Source organism: Pseudoalteromonas sp. S2755 (assembly GCF_005886535.1).
Taxonomy (GTDB): domain Bacteria; phylum Pseudomonadota; class Gammaproteobacteria; order Enterobacterales; family Alteromonadaceae; genus Pseudoalteromonas.
The window spans coordinates 25,154-45,291 of record NZ_PNDS01000105.1 but is presented as its reverse complement, the minus strand read 5'-3'; the positions used below and the strand labels follow the sequence as shown (position 1 = coordinate 45,291).

The window sequence follows — 20,138 nt, the reverse complement described above, 5'->3', positions numbered from 1 at the left end:
TGATCCGAGGGGCTACCACTGAGTAGCCCCTTATCTTTACAAACCAAAAAGTGTATCGCGTAATTTATCTGAGATTTTATCAATCTCTGCATTGCATTGATTGTAGCCTTGGCAATTAATAATTGCGCTCATAACCATGTTTTCTGACGGCAGATACCAATTTAACGTCGCGTACCCAATCTCAGCACCGTTATGATGATAAACCGGTTTATTTCCGACGTGCTCGATAAAGATACCCATGCTGTATTGCTGTCCGATGACATCAGTATCCACCCATACAGATTCGCCTAGCAATTGCTCACGCACCTTAGCGGGAATATCTGGGCTCGTTATCATTATTTTAAATAAGTCACCAAGATCCTTAGCCGTCGATACAATCGGCGCATCAGCCACACCAATATTGGCGTAGTAAGGCTGCGTATTAATTTCACTGCCCTCATCATCAACGAAGTACCCTGATGCAATTTCACCAAACGCCTTTTCGATCCCTCCATAACTCATACTACTTAAGCCAAATGGTTCAAAGATATACTCACGCATCGCCTTTGAGTGATGCTCCCCCAAAACTTTATCCATAATTAGGCCCGCCAATAAATATCCGGTATTAGAATATTTCCACGCAGCTCCGGGTTTGAAATTGGCGTCTTGATTAAGGGCAAACTGCAGTGCAAAGCTGTCCGTTTTTATTAAGTCTGGCTGTTGTAATACTGCAGCAAAAAATTCACCGTTAGCATCATTGAGATAATCATATAATCCAGCCGTATGGTTGAGTAACTGCCGAACATACATTTCGTCACTGTTTTCTATCTGTTGTAAAAGTTCGTCAGACAAATAGTCACTTATCGGTGCATCTAGATCTAATAACTGTTGTTCATGCAACATCGCCATTAAGAGCGCAGTTACTTTTTTCCCCGCACTGCCATTTGGGATCCTAGCGTCCGTGGTCATGGGTATCATGTTTTCTTTATCTGCTAACCCTGCAGCACCTTGAAATTGAATTGAAGGTGAATCGATATAAAGCACAATACCAGGGATACCCGCTTCAACACTTTGTTCGAGCATTCCTTGAAAATCATCTACCGCAACAGAAGGAGAGACAGGGTTCAGGTTATCATTCGACGTCGACTGACTATCATTACAGCCAAATAATGACAGTCCACCACACAATAATGTGACCAGTTTTAGTGTTCTCATGAGAAATACCTCGTTTCGTTTAAGTGATAAAACAATAACTAAGGTATGTACGCCATGCTGTCTCTGACTTTTTCAAAATGTATCAAACAGTAACGACTTCCTTTATTTTCATGCATAATGTCAGACCATTATGGAAGGCCAGAACAAGCTTGATACAATTCGATACAACTTGCAGAAAGTCGATACAGCTATACTCGCTTACACTCACTACAGTAACTAGCAAATTAATAACTAATAGAAATTGCTATGAAAACACATTTATTGATTGCAGCCTCACTTATGGCCGCAAGTACAGCGCAGGCCAAAAGCACTGACGCAAAAAAAGAAGGTCACGGCTATCTGGCCATTGGTTACGGGATAAACTACAACAGCGATATTTACAATAATGCCAAGACCTCGCTTTTGCCTACTGTACATGGTGCCTACTATTTTAGTAATGGTCTATTTGTCGAGTTTCCAGGCCGCGCTGAGAAGTTTGACCCAGCACTTGCACTCGGTTATCAGTTTTATGAAACAGAAAATTGGGAATTTGATGCCCTACTCTCAACCGCTCATGGGCGAATAAATTACCGTTTTGGCGGGACTCGCTATGAGCTAAGTACTTCGTCTTATCTTGGGGTAAGAGCTACAGGGGATGTATTTGGCTTACAAATTAGAGCTATTGTTGCACCAAAAGTGATTAACTCAGATTATTCAGATGGTCGCTACGCTTCATTATGGATTTCTAAACCCTGGCAATACAAAAACTGGCACTTTTATAGCGCAGTCGGTGCACAATACCGAAACTCGGCCATGTTAGATTATTACTACGGTGGCGCACCATTTAAAGGTTACGATGCCAAAGGCGGGGCAAATCTTGGGGTAAAGCTCGGATTTTCACGCGCTTTAACAGAAAATTGGATAGTCGATGGCCACGTCAGCTACACCAAATATGCATCAGGTATTATGGATAGTCCTATCACCAAAGCAATTGTCAGTTTTAACGATAGAATTGAGCATGGTGAAAGCATTGGCTTGTCACTTAGCTACGTTTTTTGAGGAGCTGAATATGAAAAAACGACTATTTGGCTTAGCCCTACTCGCAATGCAAACTCAAGCGAAAGAAAAAATTAACGTCCCCGTATGGACCGTAAAACCAGGGCAATGTGTTGCGCTCGAACAAGGCCAAGAGTGTTTTATCGACCTCTCAGTGACCTGGCAAACCTCGGTGACCGGTAATTTTTGCCTCCATGCCGATGAAAAAGAGTTAGTTTGCTGGCAACAGCAAAAAACCGCCAGTTGGCAAGGCGAAATCTTAGTCGAGAAAGACTTACTCATTACCCTAAAAGATAACAAAGACATTCTCGCAAGCTATGCGCTGCAATATGCTTGGGTATTTAAACAACAAAGAAGTAACGCCGTGCGTTGGCGACTTTTCTAGGAGTAGCTGTGGTAGCCGAGTTAGTCCTAATAGAAGACGATAAAGAATTGGCTCAGTGGCTGAGTGATTACCTCTCTACCAAGGGATTTTCAGTGCGGCTATATCATGATGGTCAAGACGGGCTGGAGCACGTTTTGGCGGCGCCTCCTGCTCTGGTGATTTTAGATGGTATGCTGCCAAATTTAGATGGCTTTGAAGTCTGCAAGCAACTTCGTCTGTCGCTAAGCATCCCAATATTAATGCTAACAGCAAGGGATGAGGAAATTGATGAAATTATTGGCTTAGAGATGGGTGCTGACGACTATCTCAAAAAGCCAGTAAGAGGCAGGTTATTAGAAACTCGCATAAAAGCGCTATTAAGGCGCCATCATCCTCAAGATACCGTTCCCAAACAAACACTTGAGTTTGGCGCTCTCTATATCAATAAAGAAGACAGAAGCGTTACTCTTGCTGGGCAGCCCGTTAACTTATCCAGCAATGAGTTTGATGCGCTTTGGGTACTTGCCAGTAAAGTCGGAAAAATTGTTACCCGAGATGAGCTTACTAAAGCACTCAGAGGATTTGATTATGATGGGTTTGACCGCTCTATAGATTTGCGTGTTTCGCGACTGAGAAAGAAGCTAGGTGATGATGGCCAAAACCCATTTAAAATAAAGACGGTATGGGGTAAAGGATATCAGTTGGCGAAGGACGTGTGGTAATGTGGCGCTTCGTGTTTGCTTTGCTTACCATCTTAACGCTCGCAAGCATTATCACAGGCTTGATATTTGACACGCTTATCGCCTCATCCTCAGAGAATAATGAAGCCCACTACGATCCACTTAGCACAACCGCACCAATTATTGCCGCAATGGCTAAAGACAACATACCTGAATCACAAATTATTGCGATCCCACTGCACCAAACACTAACCGCTCAACTTGTACCAAGAGCCGACTACCCACTTCCTGTGAGCTTAAGCCGCAAACTCTCTCAGCAGCGGTTTATTTACCTCGAAAGCGAATCCTCCGTGAGCGCTTGCATACTTATAAGCGAAGATAGTGTCTACATTTTAACAATGCAGAAGCAATTGCAGACTAAATATGGTCTGCTCATGACCTTGTTATTTTACGCTATCGTTATCGTTGTTGTCGTCGCCTTTTTAACCCCATTTATTGCCAGACTGTTAAAACTCAAAAATGCCGCACATCAGCTGGGTAAGGGCGAACTCAACGCCCGCGTGCAAGTCGGTACGGTATGGTACTTAAAGGATATTGAGCAAGCGTTTAATCAAATGGCACGACAAATAGCCGGGTTAATGACTGACATGAAGCTATTAAGCAGCGGACTTTCTCATGAGTTACGTACGCCGCTTGCAAGGGTAAGAATGGGGCTAGATACACTGGTTGAAACTCATGATGATGAGCTGCGGGCACAGTACGAAGATAGGATCAACCAAAACCTTGATGAAATGGAGCAAGTGATCGATGCTATTTTAGATTACGCAAGATTGCAGCACCGTCTTGACGATGTGGAACTTCAGCCTGTTGACTTGAATGCTGTGGCTCGCCAGTTAGCCAATAACGCCCACCATCAAGACTTAACACTAAAACTTTCGTCAAAACCTTGCTGGATAATCGGTGAAGGTCAGTACTTACGCATGCTAATCAATAACTTATTATCTAACGCGATAAAATATGCCAACGCTAAAATATCACTAGAAACTCGAGTCGATAATGACAAGGTTAAGTTTATTATTGAAGACGACGGGATAGGTATAAGTAACGAGGTTCGAGACAAAGTGTTACTACCATTTTATCGCGACGATTCTCAATCACAAACAGGGTATGGCATTGGCTTGGCCTTTGTGCAACGTATAGTCACTCGTTTTGGTGGTACCATTGTAATTCAAAAAAGCCCCGCGCTGGGCGGGGCCAAAATCACTGTTTCGCTGATACAGACTCAGCAAAAGTAACGTTAACTCTGAAGCTGTGGTAAGCAGTGCTACAGTTCACCGCTTGGCAACGAAACAGTGTACAACAACCTAATATTCAAAGGGAGTTAGGTTAATGTGGTCCACTGTTGTCAGCAGGCGTTTGCCAATTACTCTGCCACACATAGTTACCATGGATATAAAGCAGTTTATCAGCCTGAATAAGGCCCCTATCTGCTTCGGTATACCCGAGTGCTTTGTCACTCGATATGGGTGTTGCTACCTCTGCACGGCTACTCCCGCGATAAGTGAGTGTTGAGTCCACACCGTGGATAATTTCAAATGCGGCGAGATCGTTTTGGCTATACCAGTTATAACTACTTTCATTCACTTGCTCTGTATTCCAGTAAACAATCGGCAAAGTGAACCGGGTTACCGAGGTATTATCTTTTAGCATGGCTAATGTACGGTAGTCATATTCCAGCGGTGTAAATCCCCCAGCAAAGGTATGATCTTTTAACAGTTTGGGGTCAGCAGGATTTGCAACATCAAACAAACTCACTTTGGTGCCAGGCTGCACGTTTCCATCAGGCTCTCCAAGGTGCTGACCTACTCCAAGAAGCAAACCGTCACCAACAGGGTGTAAATAAGAAGAGAAACCAGGGACCTCTATACTTCCCGCGATTTTAGGCTGTGACGCGTCAGATAAGTCCAGAACGTAGAGAGGATCTATTTGTCTAAAGGTCACGATATAGGCGGTATCGTTAAAATATCTAACCGCATAAATATCTTCATCCACAAGCCCCGTATCCGGATTAACCTTGCCAATAGGGGTTGGATTTTGGCTATTTGGTAGCGTCGCCACGGTGTTGAGTTCATTCCCTTGTGGTTCGAGCATATACAACTTATGGCTATTACCGATATCTGTATCATACTGACTCGTTACAACGCGCAGAACGCCATCTTTTTCATCAAATCGAGTCGCAGCCATCGTATCGCTGACACGAGCAAGTTGACCTTCCACCTCACCTGTTGCTTGGTATCTCACCCCTTCATTCGTTAACAATAACTTATGTAATACTATGCCTGATGGATCCCAGATTGATGTGTTGACATCACCATCACTGCCATTAAAGGAGTAATTGTAAAGATACACAGCTGTTGCAGACATATAAAAGCCATAGGTGCGCGTACTGACGCAAGTTGTTTTCACCTCATCAGGATTGCGAATGTCAATCTCAGTCACTGTTGTTAAGCCATTATATCCATCTTGCGCGGTAGCATCTGCTGGCAAATAACAGCCATCTGCGGCAACCAGTGGCGCTACACTTCCTTGCTTTAAATTTCTAAATTGGGGTAGTAAATCGTTAATGTTAGTGTCCATTAAGCGATTGTAGCTTGCTACTTTGTCAGCGCTATTAAAACCACTGTAGCGTAACGTGTGGTCGGCGATAACATAGAGTTTGTCACCGATTAATCTGCTGCCAACTAATGAACCATCAATTTGAAAGCGCTTTTCGACTTCAGCCTGAGCGGGCAGGGATACGTTACTAAAAGCAAGCTCAATCACGCCTTGATAATTGATCTCAGGTTGCACCTCTAGCGATGACATATCATCAGCAAAATCATACTCATAGTCCATTAATACGCTGATGAGTTGATTGTTTTTAAGGTAAAGATTTTGGCTTGCAAACTCTGAATCTGATACCGCTAATTCATTAACTTGTGTAGGGACATCCGTAGCCTCTGTATCTAAGATCCTAACGAAGGTTTTGCTGTCAGTATCCGCATATGCAACGCTGGTCGAGCCACCGATAAATAAGTAACGGCCATCGAATTTAATCCGGTCGCTTTCTGATACCCCTTCAACCAGTTGATTGGTGCCGGAATAAGGTGCACTATCTGTGGTTGCTGATGGATTTTCCAAATCATCGCCATTATTCAACCCACCGCTGGCAACGAAAATGCCGTTTTTAATAAACTGACTAAACTGTGCTGATGAAGCTGACTTCAACGGCGCAGAGCTATTATTTAGCGTGTTAAGTTCTGGTAATTTATCTTCATCATTGTCGCTACTACCACCACATGCGCAAAGGCTAGCGGCAAGCGGAAGACTGAGCCAAATTTTGCATCTCATGATATGTTTCCTTGTAAGTTAAGTGCCACCGTAAGCCTAAACTTTCACACTAAAATTTCTGTTATCTTCGCTACTTGTTTTGTTATTTAATGTTACCCTTTCTGGTAATTTGTACAGCGACTGGTAAATTACACTGGTAGTAATAATACGCTTTGATTGACACCTCTAAAAAGCCAGTGCAAAGCCCAAATTCAGAGCTGGAGTTCCAAGTTGAATAAGTTATTAATGGCCTTAACCTTGCTGAGCACCACTCAGGTAAGTGCCACAGCGGTGCCATGTGACGCCAATGACAGCGAGTGTACGCCAGTCGGTGAATGGCGATTTGGCATTGCGCTTGGCGGCGGCGTGATCTCCAACCCACTCCATGACGGTGAAAACATTCCTTTGGTTGTTGTGCCCTATATTAGTTATTACGGTGAACACCTCTTTCTTGATAATGGGACTTTGGGCTACACCTTTCACTACACTGATAAATTTGACCTTAGCTTGATCGGCACATTTAATACCGAGCAAGCCTATTTCGAGAAATTTCACCCCAGTAATATATTCGTGCAAAAAATGGGGTTTGATGCCAGTAATGAGCTGCCTGGCGGTGAATTTGCCGCAGAGCAAACCGCTATCTCCTTAGATGATATTGAATCGAGAAAATGGGCCATAGATGGCGGCGTTTTAGCGCACTGGATAATGAGTGATAGCGTAAAAATCAGCGCATCATGGCTTACCGATATCACCAACACTTACCAAGGTTACAATGCTGATGTTGGAGTTAGCTATCGTTTTAGATTCGATAATACACCTAACACTTATGTGTTTATTAAAGCGGGGCTAAAATGGAAAAGTCGACAACTGGTGGACTATTACTATGGCATAGACAAAGCGGATACTCCGAATAGTGAACTATGGTATAAAGGCAGCTCAAGCTTCCAGCCTTATGTTAGCTTTGCTTACTCTTATCCCGTAAGTGAGTCTTGGACCTTTAAATTTAACGCCAAATATCAGCAACTTGATAGCACAATGACAGATAGCCCGATAGTCGAGGATAGCTATACCGCGACGGTTTTTGTCGGGGGAAAATATGAATTTTAGGTTGTACTTAATCATAATTATAATTTTCAGCGCACCAAGTAGAGCTTTAACCAAACCCAACAATGGCATTAATTTAGAAATAAAACCGATTACATGTATGGTGAAACAAGCAGGGCAACGTTGTGAAATGACGGCAAAAATTGCTTGGCAATCGCCCGCTAAAATGAACCTCTGTTTATTTCAGGAAAAACAAAAATTACAATGCTGGGAGCAGGCCAAGGAGGCAAAATCAACACAAATTATCCAACTCTCAAAGTCCATGCTCTTTACCCTAAAAGATGCTAAAAATAACGTTGTTGCAAAACAAAATATTGAAGTACACACAAGCGTCAACCAACAGTATAGGCGCAAACTCAGAAGCGATTGGAGTGTGTTTTAATGGCCAAGGTATTACTTGTCGAAGATGATGTAAAACTAGCGGAGTTAACCGCAAAGTTCTTAATCCATAATGGTTTTGAAGTCGTTCAATTACACAATGGTATTAACGCCATTAAAGCGATTGAAGCAGAAAAACCCGACATTCTCATTTTAGATATTATGCTACCGGGACTTGATGGTTTTTCTATTTGCAAAGCTGCGCGTGGTGAGTTTAAAGGGCCGGTTTTATTTCTTACCGCCAAAGACAGCGACTTCGACCATGTAAAAGGGCTTGAAATTGGTGCTGATGATTACATTATCAAGCCTGTTGAGCCATATGTGCTACTTGCCCGCTTGAATGCGCTATTAAGACGCACACAAAATGATGAAGTTCAGTCTGACTCCATTACCTTAGGCGAATTACAGATAGATAAATCGGACCGAAAGGTCTATTTGGCTGGCGATGAGGTTGAGCTCACGAGTTATGAATTTGATTTACTAAAGACATTGGCAGGCCATGCGGGCGAAACGCTGAGTCGAGACTATATCTATAAACATGTTGTTGGCCGCGAATATGACGGATTAGATAGAAGCGTTGACGTACGTATTAGCCGTTTGCGTAAAAAGCTTGGCGACAATCTAGAGCAACCCGCGAGGCTTATTACCGTGTGGGGTAAGGGCTACCTCTGCTCTAAGTCTGCTTGGGGCTAGTGTATTTGTGCTAAAACTATTACTCAGCCTCTATTTGGCTGTGTTTACCAGTATTGTCGTCATCAACCAAGTGAGCGAAGCCATTTGGTCTCATTGGGTGCACTCCGCGCCCGATGAATTGCGGCACGCAAAAGCGGTTGCCAACACACTGAAATCCACGATTTCCTCAGACCAGCTACCCCAAGAGTCAGAAACGCTCAAAATACTCAACATGGATGATGTCGCTTGGCTGCCTGAACAAGCCAGCACTTTAGTTCAAGGTGGTATTTTAACGAGTTTTGACGATGAAGGCCGCGCTTGGCTGACTTTCAAAGTACCTGATTCAACGTTGCTGCTGCAATTAGGGCCATTAGCACCGGCGGCTTCTGCCGCCAATAAACAATGGATCATCAAGTTGCTTTCTTATGCCGTGCTCGCGTTTTTACTTATGCTGTGGATAAGACCCTTGTGGCTTGATTTATTGCAACTGAGATATATCACCGAAAATCTCACTCAAGGTCAACTGCCGAAAACGACCCGACATTCCCGGTTTTCTGCCATTTCAAATTTAACCGAGCAGATCCGCGGTTTGGCATCTCAAGTCGCAAGGCTGATTGAAAACCAAAAGCTACTCGTTAATGCGGTTTCTCACGATCTGCGCACGCCACTTGCCAGACTCAAATTTGCTTTAGCTATGCTGCCGGAGCAAAGTCGTGAGCAGGCAAATGATATGGCGGACGATGTGGTCGAAATGGAGGCGATGATTGATGAAATGCTAGCCTACGCACGGCTTGAATTTGAAGTAGAGAAACTTGAGATAACGCCCATTAACCTTTGTGAACTTGTCAGCGATCAGATAAGCAAACTCAATAAGCTTACCGACAAAAAAATAACGTTCAGCAAAATGAACAGTACGGTCATTATCTCAGGCAACCTACATTACCTTTCTCGGGCTTTGCAAAATATCGTCCAAAACGCTGATAAATATGGTCGTTCAACCATAGCGATTAATATTGAGTGTGACAAAAGCAATGCCTATATCCATATTGACGATGACGGTGATGGAATTCCTAAATCTCAGTGGGAGTCAGTTTTTATTCCCTTCTCTCGCTTAGATGAAAGTCGCAGCAAAGATAACGGTGGTTATGGCCTAGGGCTGGCTATCGTACGCAAAATCGCCACTTGGCATCGCGGCAGTTGCCATGTTGGGTTCTCCGAACTTGGCGGTGCGAAGTTCACTCTGACTTTGCCCCGCACTTCATCTTGAAACTCTGATCATACGCACACCTGCTGACCTATGTGCGTGTATTCAAGGCATATAGAAGTTGAAAGACGCTACCCTTAGGGATAACAACGGCTAAAGAGCAAGTTACTATCCCAAGTTTTGGGTGATTAAGCGCGAGGGCGAGCTGGGATCAGAGCGACTAATAATAGCATTCCTGCTATTAGCCCATACGGCAACCCAATCTCTATCTCATAAATAACAGTTCCACAAATCGGGCCAATTATAATACCCAGTCCTTGCGCCGCCGAAATAGTTCCGGCAGCCGCACCTTGCTCATCAGCCTCCACCGAGTTGGCAGCTAAAGCAGAGACAGATGGATATATCCATCCCATACCAAAGCCAGCGACACCATAGCAAACCCAGAACAAGATAGGCGCTGATGCGAAAATCGCAGAAACAAATCCAGCGGCAGCGATGACTCCGCCGAATTGAATTAGTCGCGCGGGCTGCCATTCAAGCTTCTGGAGTGCTACTTGCGCGATAATCAGTGCCACACCAACAGTCGCAAGTGCAATCCCTGCAGCACGCGCAGTGTCAGCAGGGTCAAGTTGAAGCCTATCAAGAACAAAAAAGCCAACCGTGATCTGCGCAACAGCCACACTAAAAGCCGCAATAAAAGCCACAATAACAGGTCGACGTAGCCTTACATCCGTTAAACGAACGCGATTGTTGCTGGGTTTTGCATGTCGTTCGTGCCTTGGCAGTACCCGCCAAAGAACAATCAAGGCAATAAGGGGCAACATTGCGGAAATATACAAAGGCATACTTAAGCTAAGAGGCCCAAGTAGTCCAACAAACCCAGGACCAATCACCATACCAGCCGCACTTGATGCACCAATCCCCGCCATCGCTGCTGCACGTTGTTTAGGCACAACATGATCCGCAACTAAAGCGGCGCAGGTCGCTGGTACCGCAGCATAAAACATCCCAGCGATACCACGTCCAATCACTATGCCTGCAAATGCAAGCACGGGTACTATTGCGGTCTGCATCGCAAAGTCGATAAAGACTGCCAAAAATGCATAGCTAATGATAAAACCTGCCAACCCAAAGAGTATCACAGGGCGCCGGCCTTTTCGGTCACTAAGGTTGCCCCAGAACCGTGCCATAATAACCCATGCAACTCCAGCAACTGTCATTGCCGTGCCAATTTGCCATGCTTTGAGCCCAATCACATGAGCAATAGGGCCTGCTAACGCAGTAAACCCCATCACAGCCATAGTACAAACAAATGTCTCAAACATCAGCGGCTTCAGACTAAATGCATCACCCGCCTCTGGCCCCCCCTCATTGTTGACTAAACTGGTCATTTCGTTTCCTTTTGATTTAGACCGAACCACAGTTATTTTCCCTATCAGTTGTATTGCTACATAAGCCTTGCTGTGGGGGATCAGAGTTACGCCGAAGCAGATTTTCAGCAACGGGGTGGAATATACCTGCAGCCGTGTCTGCACACCCTACCCGTCTGTTCAGGAAGCAATTAACTTCCCGCGGGTATCGTTCTATCGCTCCTATAAGATACTCTGTGTGAGATCCTAATGACTGAAAGCAATAAAAACAAATTACGCGCTATGTTTCCAAACAACATTATCACGAACAAAAATCATTCTCAATAAAGAAAACTAAGAACCGCTTCACCAAAATAAGCATAAGCGACTGTAAAACAAGCTATTATTAGTCAACATAATGACGCTAGTGAGGTCTTTGAGGAGAGCGCACAAAGCGCTTTGGTTTGGTGAGATAACGCCTAAGTCCATTTGACTGATGTTTGGGAAACAGAAGCATTTGAAGCTAGTATTAAATATGCGACTCATTCCCTAAATTAGCAAAAAGGCGCCATGCATAAAGTTGCACCTGTCTTTTATTTCTCTTTCCTTAGTCTTACTTTATAGACTATTACGTGTGGTGGTGTTGTGGTTCAGTAAATCCGGACACGATTTCAGATGGTATTGTCACCACTCAACTAGAGGTGTCCAATGGCAAGAAAAGGAAATAATTTAATGTGAGCTTAAAAACAATGAGAGAGCGCATTCCTTATCCAAACCTCAGGTTATTTAGGTACTTTGAATTGAAAAAGAAATAGCATGAAATTTGATTAGGCACTTTACCAATTCACTGAGCCCCTCAGTGATTTGGTTTGGCCACGTTTGGTCTTTTGATTCAGGCGTTTCTTTTGCGAGCTTTTTGTTGGCTTGGTTGCTCTGCGTGTTTTTTCAACTTTGGTAGCTGCAAGGATCAGTGTTTTTAGCCGCTCCAAAGCATCTTCCTTATTTTTCTCTTGGGTACGAAAACTCTGAGCTTTAAGTACAATGACACCCTCTTTGGTCACTCTAGAGTCTTTAAGTGCAAGTAGACGCGCTTTATAAAAGTCAGGCAGTGTTGAGCGGTTGATATCGAACCTAAGATGAATGGCGCTGGAGACTTTATTAACGTTTTGTCCACCCGCACCTTGGGCGCGAATAGCGGAAATATCGATTTCCCACTCTGCTAGAGTGACATTATTTGAGATTTTAAGCATAGTAATTTCAAGCCTCCGTCTGCCATTTTAGCAAAGTAACTGAAGGCTTGAAATAGCAAGCGTGTAGCTATGCTGTACGAGTTGCGATAGCTGGCGGCACTCTTGCAGCAACCATTGCAGGGTAAGTAACCGCCAACTGACCCGCGAGCAACATTACTATCGCACCTGCAATCAAATAATCACCGGGTACACTGGTAAGCCCAAAGTAATTGACCAAATAAATGTTCGCAGTGATTGCGATGATTATGCCCAATGTAATGCCAAATAAAGACACCACTGCATTTTCAATCATAAAGTAACGTAGAATATCGGTCTGAGTTGCCCCAAGCGCACGACGAGTTCCGATTTGCTTGCGACGCTTATAAACGGTATACCTTGCTTGGCCAAAAATTCCCAGCATAGTTACGCATGCCAGAGCTACGATCACCGCTTTTAATGTTTGGCTCACCGCATAATCCGCTTGTAAGTTTTCCGTTTTTATTTGCTCGAAGGATTTAAAGGCATCAAGTTGGCGACCAGGCTTTTTAAGCATTAAGGCTTGAACCTCATCCATTGCAACTTCTCTTTGGCCAGGCTTTGCTTTTACTACTATGATGCTTTCTTCATAATGTTCTCTAACCGAACTTATTACGGTCATATCGTAAGCGTACCAAAACCGCCAAGGTGACTTCATAGTTTCGACGATACCCACAACCTTTTGCGGTACAGATTCAACATAAATAGTTTCTCCAATCACACTGCGCCAATCGTTAGGACGAATTTTATGTGCCAAGTCCTGCGAAACTAACACGCTGGCTGATTCCGTATGGCCATCAAAATAGGCGTGTACCACATCATTATGTTGTAAGTTTCTACCCGCAACCACTCGTAGTCCAAGCGTATCTACGATGGTGTCATCCGAACCATAGTAGCCTGCGTGAGTTATCCTTTCATCTTCCGCAGGAGTTAAACCAACATCTAGCGAGCGACCCCAGTTAGTAAGCGGCATACTAGTAATCGTACTTACACTCTCAACACTGGTTAGTGCACGGATATCGGCAAGGTCAGTATCAAGGGCTGCATTTTTTTCTTCATCGCTACCTTCAAAATGAGTTCTAAAACTGAACAACTGGCTTTCGGCTAACCCTGTCGGTTGCACCAACTCTTGCTCTTTAAGTACCATCATATAAATGGCATTAACCAAAATTGTAAATGTCAGCGCAATTTGCAATATCAGTAGTAGCGGAGAAGCCTTATTTTTGTTTAAGGTTTTTAAAATTGGCAATAAATCTCTCATGGTCATGCTCCTACAGGCTTTTTAGCTGACTAGATGGTTGTACTTTTGCCGCATGTAAAGTCGGTAGCAAACCAAAAGTCACAGCACTCGTCACAGCCAATACAATCGTCATGATGACTATACCTGCGGTCATCTCAAGCATCTCAGCATAAAGATGGCTGTATAATTGCGCAGTGACACTCAAACCAATTTGCGCAAATAACAGCCCAATTATCCCGCCCAATAGTCCAATAATACAGGTCTCAACAGTAAACTGAGTGATAATATCTTGCTTAGAAGCCCCAACCGCTCTACGTAGCCCAACTTCACCAGCTTTGCCATGAAATTTTGCGACCATCATAGCCATACAGTTAAGCAAGCAGACTGCAAGAAATGCAAATGCAAGCCACACCGCTACATTGCCATCATCTTTGATAATTTTTCTTTCAATTAATTGCTCCTTTACATTAAACAACTGATGTAAAGGCTCTCGTAAAAATCGACCATACTGTCTTTGTTCCATCGAGTAATTAACCAAAAAGTCCATGTAATTATTACGCTCTGCCGCAGAGTTTAATTCAACCCAATACGAAACCCAGACGCATTCAGACGCTAAAATTGCCGTAAATGAGTCGTCGGCGGGTTCTTTCCAACACTGATAAGACACATCAGAGCCCGTCCACAACTCGTTATTGATTTGCGTTTGGAATGGGACAATAACGTCTCTAGGTTTGTTGAATGCACGAGTTCTATAATCAAAAAACTTGGGGATAGGATACCAATCGTCAGTAACACCAACCACTCGATACTGTAAATTCCCTATGAGCAATGACTTACCGACGGAGTTTTCTCCACCAAATAACTTATCGTTCAGCTCGCTACTGATCACCGCAACTTGCAGCCCATCCTGATCGGCCACCTCATCCCATGCACCACCAAATTTAAACGGCACCTCAAACATATTAAACATGTCACGGTATGCACTTCTAATTGGGGTCATTTTTGCTTCAGTGATTGACTGCTCTGTGGTGCGAGTCATCATTTTGAAACTACCTAGAGGCGTTTGATTAACGCCCTGTTTCGCTTTTTGCAGATTTATTGCATCTTGATAGGTAAGAATAAAAGGTGGAACTTCTTTTCCTTGGGAGATATTGAACGGCTTATCTGGACCGTAGCTATTCAATCGAACATTAAACAAGCGATCACTTTTTGTAGGGATCGGATCTTTTTGTAGCAGATAACTCACTGTATAAGTTGTCATTGCTGCGCCAATTCCAATCGCAATTGTCATGATCATTAACAACGATAAAAAAGGCGTTTTCCGCAATGAGATAAACGTTAATTTAAGATAGTAACTAAACATAACTTATCCTTAAGCAATGGCCTTATCGTAGTTCTTTCTCTCGCTCAACATACCATCACGGATTTCAATAATACGCTGAGCTTTCGCCGCTTGTTGAGCGTCATGAGTCACCATCACAATACTTGTTCCCTGCGCATTGATATCTTTCAGCAGCTCCATAATGCCATCGGCCATTTTACTGTCTAAGTTGCCCGTTGGCTCATCGGCAAGTAGAAAGGACGGCTTACCAGCTATCGCTCGAGCAATCGCTACCCGTTGCTGTTGACCTCCAGAAAGTTGCGATGGGTAATGCGCTTTGCGTGATGCAAGACCCACTTTATTCAACGCATCCATGATCCGCTCGTGGCGCGCTTTTGATGATAATTTGCGATAGCGTAAGGGCATGTCGACATTATCGTAAAGATTTAGCTCTGGAATTAAATTAAAGCTTTGGAAAATAAATCCCACTTTTTCGTTACGTAGCTTTGACTTCGCCTTATCGCTTAGCTTTTCAACATTGACTCCATCCAGCTCATAACTGCCATCGCAGAAGTCCTCCAATAAGCCAGTGATATTTAGAAAGGTCGTTTTACCAGAACCGGAGGGGCCAATGACCGCGACAAACTCTCCTTGCTCTATACTCAAGTCAAATGGCTGCAAAGCTTGAGTTTTTATTGTGTCTGTATAATAAGCTTTTGATAGGTGACGCATGGATAGCATTTTGCAGCTCCTTTATTGAATTATTTTTACACTGGGAGCGTCTTTAAAAATTCGTGCGTCAGAGGTGATAACCTGATCGCCGATATTAAGCCCCGATAATATTTCTACTTGTCCAATACTTCTCAATCCAATCTTTATCGGCGTTTTGATAGCCGTGCCTTCTTTGACCACATAAGCAAACTGTCCGTTATAGGCCTCCAAATATTGGCCATGTGGTAGGTAGGCAATATTTTCTTTTTGTTCGAGTACAATTCGACTTGTTAGCCTTTGGTTTTGTCTTAATCCCTGAATGCTGTCGTCTCTAAAGCGAATTTTTCCCGCTACGCGGCCGTTTTCGATTTCTGGAGAAATCGCAACTATCTCGCCGCTGTAAACCTCACCATTGAGATTCACCTCGGCTAACATTCCTAATGCCAGATCATCTGAATAGCTCTCTGGTATTTGCACCTCTATCTCATATTTAGAAAGATCGACTACGCTTAGCAGTGGTTGGTTTTTAGCCACTGAATTTTTTTGCTCGACAACTAAATTGCCAACGAGCCCCCCAACTGGTGAGACGACTTTAAGTGCATCGACTTGCCTTTCAAGCTCTGCCACTTTGACTTTTTGCGCCTCAAGTTCAAGTTCTTTAGTTCGAATCTCAAACTTCTGACTTTCTTTTTGCAATTCAACTTCTTTAATTGCCAGGCGATATTCTCGAAGCGCATTTTCGAGGTCATCTTTGGCTTTTTGATAGTCGATATCACTGACAACTTGAGTTTTTAAACCATCTTCAGAGCGACGCATTTCACGCTTAGCAGCATTCAAAACAACGGTAGCCTTGCCTAAGTAATTTTCCTGTGCTAAATCCTGTTTTTTAGCTTGAATGATTTGTCGCTGAAGTTCAGTATCTAACTGATTTAGCTTAGCTTGATGCTGTGCGAACTCGCTTTTTAACTCTGGGCTATCAATAACAGCAAGGGTTTGACCTTCAATAACGCTATCACCAGATTCAACTAAATAGGTCACAGTTCCTTGGGCAGGGCTATATATAGTAGGCCGCCGTGCTGCGACGACTTTTCCCTGAACAGAAATATCGCGAACAAAGTCACCTTGTTTAACCGCTGAGATATGAATTTTATCGCTTGAAACTGCTGTTTGACCGCTTGCCCATTGACTAACAATTGGTGCAAAAAAGAAAACAGTAACTAATATGAAAAAACTTGCTGCCGCTATTAATATTTTATTTTTTTTAGGTTTTTCAACCTTAGAGTCTTGAGCACTCGTATCTGGAATATAGGCCATGAAACAATCCTTTTACCACTGCCTTTGTTATTGAGAAATATGCACTTTACAAGTACTTTTCACCGCTATTTGCTCAACTCGCGTTGACGCCACTTTTCAACTGAGACAAATCTCAAAGTTAAAGGCAAAGCAGGTAATGTAAGTGCCTAAACCTTACACAAACTCAAGACTAATGTCACGAGAAATAAAACACTTTGTTAACTATTTGGTTTGATTCTTGACTACTTCTAGATATCGGCTTTCTATAAACTTTTTCTCTTTGGACAAATGCGCTAGTGCTTCTCGGGTTTGCTCCAACTCTTTTTGAATAGCCTGAAGTTTTGGACCATCTTCAACCTCTTGCTCTTGGACCATTAACTGTTGCAAAGCCTGACTTTGTTCGGCGATTTGTCTTTTGTATTCATTAATTGTTTGAGACATATCGTGACGTTCTTTTTCAAAGGTTGCGACCAGTTGCTCTAGCTCTTGGTCGGACGTGCCCCCTACAGACCTAGAAGCTTCCAGTTGCTGTTTTAATGTGTCATTTTCTTTTTGTAATTCTTCCGTGGACTCATATTGGTCATATAGTTTTCTTCTCGTTTGCTTAAGTCGCTCTAAACTTTTCGATAAATCTCCCCGAAGCTTTTTTATTAGCCGATGCGATTTAAGCAACTTGCTGTTTAAATCATCCATGCGAGTTTGCTCTTCTGGCGAGATATGATCCTGCGTTGAGCGTTTAACCTCTGCTAATTGCTGTTCTAAGTGAACTTGTAAGTTAGCCAATTCTTGAATGGTGTGTTGGTTATCTTCGACAAACCTCATTGACTTGTTAATTGCATCGCGACAATGCTGAAGCAGGTACTGTTGCTCTGGGTCGGATGCCCCAGCCCCAGCAGTCTTTGCAAACAATCTAAATTCTCGGAGAATTAACAGCAAAATATAAAACCAAAAACCTAATATCAGCAGCCCGATATTCACCGCCATATAGATAAATACATCAACAGGTAGTTTGTCTAGAAACATATTACGCGCTCGTTATTTTCTTACTTTCATTTTAGTATTGGTTAAAAATCGTGCCTATAATAAATCTATATTTTTCAATAAAGTGGTAACGTGTGAAGATATTGCTCGTGGATGACAGTGCCGCAACGCTTGAGATTATTCGTCGCGGTTTAGTGCGTTTTAGATATCGTAAGCTGTTGATAAAAAAAGCACAAAGTGCAAAAGAAGCACTAAAAATTATCGGTTCTTGGCATCCAGATATTGTGTTGACCGACTGGCATATGCCCGATATTTCAGGACTTGCTCTCGTCAAAGCAATCAAACAAAAACAGTTGGATGTCACTATGGCGATGGTAACGACTGTCGACGACCGTGAACAAATTAAGCTAGCCCTCGATTATGGTGCAGCATTTGTATTGTCAAAGCCGTTTGCTGACGATGACCTTCACAGCAAAATCATGCCGTTGGTCAAAGCCGCGGAAGAAAGCAGCAAAACAAGAGAAATTCATGCACTGCATAAAGGCGTGCCTTTACCTCAAGTCGGGCAACTTGAAAAACTAATGAATAAACATATTGATACCGAGCTTAGACTCTATCAAGTGCAGCAAATGGAATATGCTCCCGATAACCTTCCGTGCGTTATGGTCGCATACGAAGATCCGAGCAGCCAGAAGGTTCGCGCAATCGGAATATTTGATGTGTATTCTGTCTGTGTGCTCGCAGCATCCACAGGGAATTTAACGGATCAGGCGGGATTTGAAGCGATTCACCAACACCAGATCACCGACGACATGTTAACCGCATGCCACTCAGCACTAAACTCTACGTCGTATGCATTTCTAGACAGTATAACAAGAAGGAGCCTAAGAGTAAAAACCCTACAGTTGGTCACTAAACCTTTTCCTAAGTTAAAACAATTGTATAAGTCCGCTGCAAACATGCGGATAGACTTATGCTGCCAACGTCCAAATATGGCTCAAGGTAAAATATTATTGGTTGGATTTTTAAGCTAACGCTTTAAGCAAGACGCCAGGATCAGTTATCCCAGCTTCTTTTAAAGCTTCTTGGATATTTTTGGTTAGTTCAATAACTTGACTCTGCATACGTAAAATAAATTCAAGCTTTTGTGTAACTAGCTCCGCTTTCATTTCATCTGAATAAGCGTCATTTATTTTTAACTCTTCGAGTAATTTTTGCTCTTCCTTTATTTTCTCTCTGAGCTCTTCTAGCTTTTCAACCATTTTTTGAATATGAGGTGGTAGTGCAGCTTCTTCCTGCTTCTCTCTTACCTCCTCTCCAGATAACTTAGACATATCTTTTTCTGATAGCCTGAATTGGTTAGGCTCAGCAGTCTCTTCTGCTTTAGGCTCTAGCTCGTCCTGACTCTCGGCTGGTTGAGTTGGAGAGTGAATTAAAAAGTTAACGTTCATTATTGTTGGCCAATATGATTTCCTTTGGCCTACATATCGGTAATTTATCGAAAATCTTTAAGAAAAATTGCGCGGCTTCCTTGCCGCTGCAAGTGCTTGGGAATGGAATCACTCGGCACTTAAAACTAACCGAGTTTAAAATATTTCTGTTTTAAGATTTGCTTGCAATTGCTTAATGCTCGATTTAGCGCCTGCAACAAAGTTCTGCCTTTTGCCTTGACCTTTAATGTAGGTAACCCAGGTAATAGAAGCTCAACTTGGCATAAGGTAAACTTGCCAATCTGCTTGTCCACCTGCTTTTCAATTCGTACATTTATTTTTCGGATATTGTTTGCATAGCCGCACAACGCTTTATTTATTGTTTTAGTAAAAGCCACTTTACTTGACACCGCTATCGGCTCATTTACACCAACAAGGTTCAATTTCATCGTTACCTCAGACAATCGCATCAAATATAACTTTGTTGAACTTAGAATGACTCGAATTAAAAACGCTTACGCTACCCAGCACATTCTCTCAACTTCTAC

General features: G+C 43.0%; 20 protein-coding genes. 9 read left to right on the top strand and 11 right to left on the bottom strand.

The genetic code is table 11. The features are described from left to right. Positions 1-36: 36 nt before the first annotated feature. A complete protein-coding gene (locus CWC03_RS16540) occupies positions 37-1,194 on the bottom strand; it encodes a serine hydrolase domain-containing protein (RefSeq protein ID WP_138582819.1) in 1,158 nt (385 codons plus the stop codon). Positions 1,195-1,440: 246 nt separating this feature from the next. On the opposite strand from CWC03_RS16540, the gene CWC03_RS16535 reads away from it, so the two are divergent. From CWC03_RS16535 to CWC03_RS16520, 4 genes are read left to right on the top strand one after another with little or no spacing between them, the layout of a single operon-like run. Continuing rightward, positions 1,441-2,232 carry a MipA/OmpV family protein gene (locus CWC03_RS16535; protein WP_138582818.1) on the top strand — a complete coding sequence of 264 codons (792 nt, stop codon included), beginning with the start codon at positions 1,441-1,443 and terminating at the stop codon, positions 2,230-2,232. A gap of 10 nt (positions 2,233-2,242) precedes the next feature. Then, positions 2,243-2,614: a DUF3019 domain-containing protein gene (locus CWC03_RS16530; protein WP_138582817.1), complete on the top strand. Its 372-nt coding sequence runs from the start codon at positions 2,243-2,245 to the stop codon at positions 2,612-2,614. Positions 2,615-2,622: 8 nt separating this feature from the next. Continuing rightward, entirely contained in the window at positions 2,623-3,315 is a 693-nt protein-coding gene (locus CWC03_RS16525) for a winged helix-turn-helix domain-containing protein (protein WP_138582816.1), read from the top strand. Then, positions 3,315-4,568 (top strand): sensor histidine kinase, encoded by a 1,254-nt coding sequence (locus tag CWC03_RS16520; protein ID WP_138582815.1) that lies wholly within the window; start codon positions 3,315-3,317, stop codon positions 4,566-4,568. Before CWC03_RS16525 ends, CWC03_RS16520 begins: the two co-directional genes overlap by 1 nt. A 91-nt stretch (positions 4,569-4,659) precedes the next feature. On the opposite strand, the gene CWC03_RS16515 is transcribed toward CWC03_RS16520, so the two are convergent. Beyond that, entirely contained in the window at positions 4,660-6,663 is a 2,004-nt protein-coding gene (locus CWC03_RS16515) for a beta-propeller domain-containing protein (protein WP_138582814.1), read from the bottom strand. 210 nt (positions 6,664-6,873) lie between these two features. On the opposite strand from CWC03_RS16515, the gene CWC03_RS16510 reads away from it, so the two are divergent. Genes CWC03_RS16510 through CWC03_RS16495 form a run of 4 tightly spaced genes read left to right on the top strand, consistent with a single transcriptional unit; the run spans position 6,874 to position 10,063 of the window. After that, positions 6,874-7,749 carry a MipA/OmpV family protein gene (locus CWC03_RS16510; RefSeq protein ID WP_249314059.1) on the top strand — a complete coding sequence of 292 codons (876 nt, stop codon included), beginning with the start codon at positions 6,874-6,876 and terminating at the stop codon, positions 7,747-7,749. After that, positions 7,739-8,128 (top strand): DUF3019 domain-containing protein, encoded by a 390-nt coding sequence (locus CWC03_RS16505; protein ID WP_138582813.1) that lies wholly within the window; start codon positions 7,739-7,741, stop codon positions 8,126-8,128. Before CWC03_RS16510 ends, CWC03_RS16505 begins: the two co-directional genes overlap by 11 nt. Further along, positions 8,128-8,817, top strand: coding sequence for a response regulator (locus CWC03_RS16500; protein ID WP_010375648.1), 690 nt, complete (start codon positions 8,128-8,130; stop codon positions 8,815-8,817). The genes CWC03_RS16505 and CWC03_RS16500 overlap by 1 nt, the downstream gene beginning before the upstream one ends. 7 nt (positions 8,818-8,824) lie before the next feature. Next, the gene (locus CWC03_RS16495; protein ID WP_138582812.1) at positions 8,825-10,063 is read left to right on the top strand and encodes an ATP-binding protein; all 1,239 of its coding nucleotides are present in this window, start codon (positions 8,825-8,827) and stop codon (positions 10,061-10,063) included. Between the two features lie 125 nt (positions 10,064-10,188). Here CWC03_RS16495 and CWC03_RS16490 read toward each other — a convergent pair whose 3' ends face one another. The 7 genes from CWC03_RS16490 to CWC03_RS16460 all read right to left on the bottom strand — a co-directional run bounded on the left by CWC03_RS16490 (position 10,189) and on the right by CWC03_RS16460 (position 18,202). Then, positions 10,189-11,391, bottom strand: coding sequence for an MFS transporter (locus CWC03_RS16490; protein WP_138582811.1), 1,203 nt, complete (start codon positions 11,389-11,391; stop codon positions 10,189-10,191). A gap of 794 nt (positions 11,392-12,185) precedes the next feature. Beyond that, entirely contained in the window at positions 12,186-12,599 is a 414-nt protein-coding gene (gene arfB / locus CWC03_RS16485) for an alternative ribosome rescue aminoacyl-tRNA hydrolase ArfB (RefSeq protein WP_138582810.1), read from the bottom strand. A gap of 67 nt (positions 12,600-12,666) precedes the next feature. Beyond that, positions 12,667-13,875 carry an ABC transporter permease gene (locus CWC03_RS16480; protein WP_138582809.1) on the bottom strand — a complete coding sequence of 403 codons (1,209 nt, stop codon included), beginning with the start codon at positions 13,873-13,875 and terminating at the stop codon, positions 12,667-12,669. 10 nt (positions 13,876-13,885) lie between these two features. Then, positions 13,886-15,217: an ABC transporter permease gene (locus CWC03_RS16475; protein ID WP_138582808.1), complete on the bottom strand. Its 1,332-nt coding sequence runs from the start codon at positions 15,215-15,217 to the stop codon at positions 13,886-13,888. 9 nt (positions 15,218-15,226) lie between these two features. Then, positions 15,227-15,916 carry an ABC transporter ATP-binding protein gene (locus tag CWC03_RS16470; protein ID WP_138582807.1) on the bottom strand — a complete coding sequence of 230 codons (690 nt, stop codon included), beginning with the start codon at positions 15,914-15,916 and terminating at the stop codon, positions 15,227-15,229. 12 nt (positions 15,917-15,928) lie between these two features. Beyond that, entirely contained in the window at positions 15,929-17,200 is a 1,272-nt protein-coding gene (locus tag CWC03_RS16465) for an efflux RND transporter periplasmic adaptor subunit (RefSeq protein ID WP_138582806.1), read from the bottom strand. A gap of 201 nt (positions 17,201-17,401) precedes the next feature. Further along, positions 17,402-18,202 carry a chromosome partitioning protein ParA gene (locus tag CWC03_RS16460; protein ID WP_138582805.1) on the bottom strand — a complete coding sequence of 267 codons (801 nt, stop codon included), beginning with the start codon at positions 18,200-18,202 and terminating at the stop codon, positions 17,402-17,404. A gap of 92 nt (positions 18,203-18,294) precedes the next feature. On the opposite strand from CWC03_RS16460, the gene CWC03_RS16455 reads away from it, so the two are divergent. After that, positions 18,295-19,194 (top strand): response regulator, encoded by a 900-nt coding sequence (locus tag CWC03_RS16455; RefSeq protein ID WP_138582804.1) that lies wholly within the window; start codon positions 18,295-18,297, stop codon positions 19,192-19,194. Here CWC03_RS16455 and CWC03_RS16450 read toward each other — a convergent pair. Both CWC03_RS16450 and CWC03_RS16445 read right to left on the bottom strand, forming a co-directional pair. Next, on the bottom strand, positions 19,186-19,611 hold the full coding sequence (locus CWC03_RS16450; protein WP_138582803.1) for a hypothetical protein: 426 nt from the start codon (positions 19,609-19,611) through the stop codon (positions 19,186-19,188). The two genes, CWC03_RS16455 and CWC03_RS16450, sit on opposite strands and share 9 nt — an antisense overlap. A gap of 125 nt (positions 19,612-19,736) precedes the next feature. After that, a complete protein-coding gene (locus CWC03_RS16445; protein ID WP_249314058.1) occupies positions 19,737-20,039 on the bottom strand; it encodes a hypothetical protein in 303 nt (100 codons plus the stop codon). Between the last annotated feature and the right edge of the window lie 99 nt (positions 20,040-20,138).

Bases quoted from the DNA above. Each gene is read 5' to 3' on its own strand.
- CWC03_RS16540 (WP_138582819.1), bottom strand. From the start codon at position 1,194: ATGAGAACACTAAAACTGGTCACATTATTGTGTGGTGGACTGTCATTA.
- CWC03_RS16535 (WP_138582818.1), top strand. From the start codon at position 1,441: ATGAAAACACATTTATTGATTGCAGCCTCACTTATGGCCGCAAGTACA.
- CWC03_RS16530 (WP_138582817.1), top strand. From the start codon at position 2,243: ATGAAAAAACGACTATTTGGCTTAGCCCTACTCGCAATGCAAACTCAA.
- CWC03_RS16520 (WP_138582815.1), top strand. From the start codon at position 3,315: ATGTGGCGCTTCGTGTTTGCTTTGCTTACCATCTTAACGCTCGCAAGC.
- CWC03_RS16515 (WP_138582814.1), bottom strand. From the start codon at position 6,663: ATGAGATGCAAAATTTGGCTCAGTCTTCCGCTTGCCGCTAGCCTTTGC.
- CWC03_RS16505 (WP_138582813.1), top strand. From the start codon at position 7,739: ATGAATTTTAGGTTGTACTTAATCATAATTATAATTTTCAGCGCACCA.
- CWC03_RS16500 (WP_010375648.1), top strand. From the start codon at position 8,128: ATGGCCAAGGTATTACTTGTCGAAGATGATGTAAAACTAGCGGAGTTA.
- CWC03_RS16490 (WP_138582811.1), bottom strand. From the start codon at position 11,391: ATGACCAGTTTAGTCAACAATGAGGGGGGGCCAGAGGCGGGTGATGCA.
- arfB (WP_138582810.1), bottom strand. From the start codon at position 12,599: ATGCTTAAAATCTCAAATAATGTCACTCTAGCAGAGTGGGAAATCGAT.
- CWC03_RS16480 (WP_138582809.1), bottom strand. From the start codon at position 13,875: ATGAGAGATTTATTGCCAATTTTAAAAACCTTAAACAAAAATAAGGCT.
- CWC03_RS16475 (WP_138582808.1), bottom strand. From the start codon at position 15,217: ATGTTTAGTTACTATCTTAAATTAACGTTTATCTCATTGCGGAAAACG.
- CWC03_RS16470 (WP_138582807.1), bottom strand. From the start codon at position 15,916: ATGCTATCCATGCGTCACCTATCAAAAGCTTATTATACAGACACAATA.
- CWC03_RS16465 (WP_138582806.1), bottom strand. From the start codon at position 17,200: ATGGCCTATATTCCAGATACGAGTGCTCAAGACTCTAAGGTTGAAAAA.
- CWC03_RS16460 (WP_138582805.1), bottom strand. From the start codon at position 18,202: ATGTTTCTAGACAAACTACCTGTTGATGTATTTATCTATATGGCGGTG.
- CWC03_RS16450 (WP_138582803.1), bottom strand. From the start codon at position 19,611: ATGAACGTTAACTTTTTAATTCACTCTCCAACTCAACCAGCCGAGAGT.
- CWC03_RS16445 (WP_249314058.1), bottom strand. From the start codon at position 20,039: ATGAAATTGAACCTTGTTGGTGTAAATGAGCCGATAGCGGTGTCAAGT.